Source organism: Microbacterium sp. (assembly GCF_035554235.1).
Taxonomy (GTDB): domain Bacteria; phylum Actinomycetota; class Actinomycetes; order Actinomycetales; family Microbacteriaceae; genus Microbacterium.
This window is the reverse complement of sequence record NZ_DATMIO010000149.1, coordinates 1-4,498: the sequence shown is the minus strand read 5'-3', so window position 1 is coordinate 4,498 and position 4,498 is coordinate 1. Positions and strand designations below refer to the sequence as shown.

At 69.3% G+C, this 4,498-nt stretch carries 6 protein-coding genes; 3 read left to right on the top strand and 3 right to left on the bottom strand.

Annotation, left to right across the window (positions count from 1 at the left end; all coding sequences use genetic code 11):
* The first annotated feature begins 59 nt into the window (after positions 1-59).
* Complete coding sequence (locus VNT50_RS07790; RefSeq protein WP_414683955.1) at positions 60-629, top strand: PadR family transcriptional regulator; 570 nt, start codon at positions 60-62, stop codon at positions 627-629.
* A 68-nt stretch (positions 630-697) separates the two neighbouring features.
* Positions 698-2,470 carry an ABC1 kinase family protein gene (locus VNT50_RS07785; protein WP_325484543.1) on the top strand — a complete coding sequence of 591 codons (1,773 nt, stop codon included), beginning with the start codon at positions 698-700 and terminating at the stop codon, positions 2,468-2,470.
* A 9-nt stretch (positions 2,471-2,479) separates the two neighbouring features.
* Here VNT50_RS07785 and VNT50_RS07780 read toward each other — a convergent pair whose 3' ends face one another.
* Genes VNT50_RS07780 through VNT50_RS07770 form a run of 3 tightly spaced genes read right to left on the bottom strand, consistent with a single transcriptional unit; the run spans position 2,480 to position 3,739 of the window.
* The gene (locus VNT50_RS07780; RefSeq protein WP_325484542.1) at positions 2,480-3,028 is read right to left on the bottom strand and encodes a hypothetical protein; all 549 of its coding nucleotides are present in this window, start codon (positions 3,026-3,028) and stop codon (positions 2,480-2,482) included.
* Between the two features lie 58 nt (positions 3,029-3,086).
* Positions 3,087-3,479: a type II toxin-antitoxin system VapC family toxin gene (locus VNT50_RS07775; protein WP_325484541.1), complete on the bottom strand. Its 393-nt coding sequence runs from the start codon at positions 3,477-3,479 to the stop codon at positions 3,087-3,089.
* Positions 3,473-3,739: a type II toxin-antitoxin system Phd/YefM family antitoxin gene (locus VNT50_RS07770; protein WP_325484540.1), complete on the bottom strand. Its 267-nt coding sequence runs from the start codon at positions 3,737-3,739 to the stop codon at positions 3,473-3,475. The genes VNT50_RS07775 and VNT50_RS07770 overlap by 7 nt, the downstream gene beginning before the upstream one ends.
* A 111-nt stretch (positions 3,740-3,850) precedes the next feature.
* Between VNT50_RS07770 and VNT50_RS07765 the strand changes: the two genes are divergently transcribed.
* The coding region (locus tag VNT50_RS07765; protein ID WP_325484539.1) for an NUDIX hydrolase at positions 3,851-4,498 on the top strand (648 nt) is incomplete at its 3' end.

Sequence of the window (4,498 nt, the reverse complement as noted above, 5' to 3'; positions counted from 1 at the left end):
AGCGATATATCGTTATGTATCGCTGAACTCTCGGTGAGTCCGGCGCGGAGGAGGGCATCATGAGCGGTTCATTCATGGGCGACGGGTTCACGGGGCGCGGTCGCGGCCCTGGTCAGGGCTGGCCCGCCACCGGCATCTGGGAGGCGATGGAGCAGCTTCGCGGAGCGTTCGAGCAGAAGGTCGGGCCGCGGATGGGGCGCGGCGATGTGCGATCGGCGGTCATCGCGCTCCTGGCGGAGAAGCCGATGCACGGCTATCAGATCATCGCCGAGATCGAAGAGCGCAGCGGCGGCGCGTGGAAGCCGAGCCCCGGCTCGGTCTACCCGACACTCCAGCTGCTCGCCGACGAAGGCCTGGTCCGGGCCGAGGAGTCCAACGGGCGGAAGACATACTCCCTCACCGACGAGGGACGACAGGCAGCGGATGCCGGTGCCGAGAAGTCCGCGCCGTGGGAGACTCCGGGCGCCCGCGACAGCGCGCGGGCGACCGCACTGCCGAAGGCCGGCATAGACCTGGCTCAGGCGGCCGCGCAGGTCGCGCGCTCGGGCAGTCCGGAGCAGGTGAAGCAGGCGGTGGCCGTGCTCGACGAGGCTCGTCGTAAGCTCTTCTCCATCCTCGCTCAGGACTGACACTGCTTTCAGATCACGAAGTGCCCGCGGCCCGTCGGCACTCGGCAATTGGGCTCAGCGGAGAATCGATGACCGACGTCGGCAACATGCGTGCCCGCTACCGCAGAATCCTGCGGTTCGCCGCCCGGTACATGGCGCAGGCGTGGTGGTACGAGCTGCTGTTGCCGCGCCTGGGTCTCTCCCGCATCTCGGCGCGCAACCGGGCGACGCGACTGCAGCGCATCGCGCAGCGCTTTCACGTGCTGGCCGTCGACCTCGGCGGACTCATGATCAAGGTGGGGCAATTCATGTCGTCGCGGCTCGACGTGCTCCCGCCCGAGATCACGAAGGAACTCGAGGGGCTGCAGGACGAAGTGCCTCCGGTGCCCTTCCCGGCGATTCGCGAGCTCGCCGAAGTCGAACTGGGCGTGCCGCTCGAACGGGCGTATTCGTTTGTCGATCCGACGCCGTTGGCCGCGGCATCCCTCGGTCAAGCGCACCGCGCGAGACTGTCGGATGCCGATGCCGCCGACACGGGCCTGATCGACGTCGTCGTGAAGATCCAGCGGCCCGGGATCGATCGGGTCGTCGATGTCGACCTGAGGGCGCTTCGCCGTGTCGCCGGGTGGCTGAATCGCGTGCGCGTGGTCGCTGACCGCGTGGACATGCCCGCACTCGTCGAGGAGTTCGCCCACACGAGCCTCGAGGAGATCGACTACCTGCACGAGGCGGCCAGCGCGGAGCGGTTCGCCCAGGAGTTCGCCGGCGACTCTCGCGTCGCCGTTCCCCGCGTCGCGTGGGAGCGCACGACGCGACGCGTGCTGACTTTGGAGGATGTCACCGCGATCAAGATCAACGACGTCGAGGGTCTGCGCGCCGCCGGCATCGACCCGTCCGAGGTCGCGGCCGAGTTCGCGGCCGTCATGTTCGACCAGCTCTTCGCAGACGGGTACTTTCACGCCGACCCCCATCCGGGGAACATCTTCGTCACGCCGACCCCTCGGCAAACTCGGGAAGCGGGGCAGGCTCGGGAAGCGGGGCAGGCTGCGGAAGCGGGGCGGGCGGCGTCGGCCACGACGGGAGCCGCGGCGAAGGGCGGCGACTGGCACTTCACCTTCATCGACTTCGGGATGATGGGCGAAGTGCCCGAAGGCCTGCGTCGCGGGCTCCGGAAGATCCTCATCGCCGCGGCGTCGCGCGACGGCAAGGGCATGGTCGACGGCATTCGCGAGGTAGGGGTGCTCCTGCCCTCCGCCGACACCGCCGAGCTCGAGCGGGCGATGACGAAGCTGTTCGCCCGCTTCGGGGGAATGGGGTTCGCCGAGCTGCAGGATGTCGATCCGCGCGAGTTCCGTGACTTCGCGATCGAGTTCGGCGACGTCGTGCGCTCGCTGCCGTTCCAGCTGCCCGAGAACTTCCTGCTCATCATCCGCGCAATGGGGCTGACATCGGGCATGTGCAGCGCGCTCGACCCCGCGTTCAACATCTGGGATGCGATCGAGCCGTACGCCGGTCAGCTGATCCGCGAGGAGAGCGGCAATGTGGTGCAAGAGTTCGCGAAGCAGGCGGTCTCGGTCGCGGGCGTCGTCGCCCGGCTTCCTCAGCGCCTCGACGAGCTCGCGACGCGGCTCGAGGACGGGAGAGTCGTGGCGCAGAATCCGCGGCTCGAGCGCCGCCTCGGGATGATGGAGCGGATGGCGCGAAGGATCCTCTCGGCCATTCTCTTCGCGGCATTGCTCATCGGCGGCATCCTGCTGCGAGCCGACGATCTCGTCTTCGGCACGGTGCTCATGGGCATCTCGGTGCTCCCGCTGCTGCACGCCCTGTTCGCGGGCATCACCGGGCCGCGCGGGCCGGGCTGAGGCGCGGAGTCAGTCGCGCAGGCCCACCCGGTCGGGAATCTCGAACGGTAGGTGGGGGAGCCAGGACGCCGGATCGGGCCACGCGCGCGAGGACGGCAGTTTGCCGAGCAGGTGCCGGATGGCGGCATCCTGTGCCGTCGTGGGTGCCGGCGAGGCGAGGACGCGCCGGGGGGCATGGTGTCCCAGCGCTCCGCACCACCAGTGCCGCCACGTGTCGGGCGCGTCCTGCGGTTCGAGCACGATGTAGTAGTCGGGCATGAGCGCCGAGCCCGCCTCGAACCGGGCGAGAACGGTCTCGACCTCGACCTCGAGCGCGCCGAGCGTCGAGCGCTCCTCGAAGAGTTCCACCCACGCCGCCGCCACGTGTTCGAGCGGGTCGGCGTCGTGCACGATCCACGGCGTTCCCGCAGCGGCGATGCGCCTCGTGGCGAGCGTGGGTTCGCTGCCCTGCAACGAGAGCACCTCGACGCCGCGGATGCCATCGAGGGTGGCCAGGGCATCTTCGGACCCCTCGCCGACGATCGCGACGACGGTTCCGGTGCTCAGCGAATGCCCCATGTTCGATGGTACGCCCGCGTGGCTCGAGATCGGCGGATCTTTGGGTCCGTGCCGGAATCTACGCGGGCGCCAGCACTGCCAGGCCCGCCCGGGCCGCCGCATCCGCCAACTCGCTGTCGTACGTCACGATCTCGTCGACTCCGAGCCGTATCGCGACAGCAAGGTGGATCGCGTCGTTCGAGCGCAGCGGCGCGTGCGTGCCCGCCGCGATCATGTCACCGCGAGTGAGGTCGACGAGGTTCACGACGTCGAGCACTCCACGAATCGCATCGAGATCGAATGCGTCGGGGTGGCGTCCCGCAGCGCAGTGCATTTCGGTGTGCAACAGCCAGCCCGCCGCGAGCCAGCGGTCGGGATCGGATGCCAGGGCATCAACCAGCGCGGCGGACTCCGGCTCGTCGAGCACGAGCTTCATGGCGGCCGATGCGTCGAGATACGCGACTCTCACCATGAACGCCGGCTGTCGTCCAGAATCTGACGGCTCGTCAGCTTCCCCCGCCGGCGAGCGATCGTGGTCAGACTCTCGGCACCCCTGATCGCGACGCGCACGTGGCCCCGTTCGACCAGAACCTCGATGGGAGGGTGCCCTGCAGGACTGATCACTGCGGCTGCCTTTCCGTGGTTTGTGATCATCACCGACTCGCCCGCCTCCACGCGCCGCAGCAGTTCGGCGCTGTTGTTGCGCATCTCACGGTGAGTCACCGACCTCATGTAGCACAGTGTAGCAACCGACAAGGGCGGGTGGATGGCTCGTGAGGTGAGAGGTCGGGGGAGGAATGGCTCCGCGACCGCCCTGTCTCCGAAGCGGCGTAGCCTGAACGAATGCCCGCCGCATCCGCCCCTCAGAGCGCGCGGGCTCAGCTGGCCCGCCTCGCCGAAACCGCGGCCAGCGGCGGCCGCGGGTCGAGGCTCGACGTGTTCGCCGACCTGCCCGATGTTCCGGAAGCCCGCCCCGCCGCCGTGCTGCTGCTGTTCGGCGTGCTCGACTCGCTGCCGAGCGATCACGATGCTCAGGCCCAGGCCGTGTCACGCGACCTCGACGTGCTGCTGCTGGCCCGCGCGTCGACGCTGCGCTCGCACCCGGGCCAGGTCGCATTCCCGGGCGGACGCGTCGACCCCGACGATGCGTCGGTCGTTGCGGCCGCCCTCCGCGAGGCCCGCGAGGAGACGGGCGTCGACCCCGCCGGCGTCGAAGTGCTCGGCCCGCTCGACGACATCCCGCTGGCGTACTCGCAGCACCGGGTGACGCCGGTGCTCGCGTGGTGGCGGCATCCATCGCCCGTTCGCGTGGTCGACGAAGCCGAGTCGGCAGATGTATTCCGGGCTCCCGTCGCCGACCTGCTCGATCCCGCGAACCGTGGGGTGACGGTGATCCGCCGCGACGGCCAGGAGTTTCGCGGGCCGGGCTTTCTCGTGCCCCACGCGACCGGCGAGCATCTCGTGTGGGGCTTCACCGGGATGCTGCTCGAC

Excerpts from the sequence above, each read along its gene's own strand:
- VNT50_RS07790 (WP_414683955.1), top strand. The coding sequence starts at position 60 with ATGAGCGGTTCATTCATGGGCGACGGGTTCACGGGGCGCGGTCGCGGC.
- VNT50_RS07785 (WP_325484543.1), top strand. The coding sequence starts at position 698 with ATGACCGACGTCGGCAACATGCGTGCCCGCTACCGCAGAATCCTGCGG.
- VNT50_RS07780 (WP_325484542.1), bottom strand. The coding sequence starts at position 3,028 with ATGGGGCATTCGCTGAGCACCGGAACCGTCGTCGCGATCGTCGGCGAG.
- VNT50_RS07775 (WP_325484541.1), bottom strand. The coding sequence starts at position 3,479 with ATGGTGAGAGTCGCGTATCTCGACGCATCGGCCGCCATGAAGCTCGTG.
- VNT50_RS07770 (WP_325484540.1), bottom strand. The coding sequence starts at position 3,739 with ATGAGGTCGGTGACTCACCGTGAGATGCGCAACAACAGCGCCGAACTG.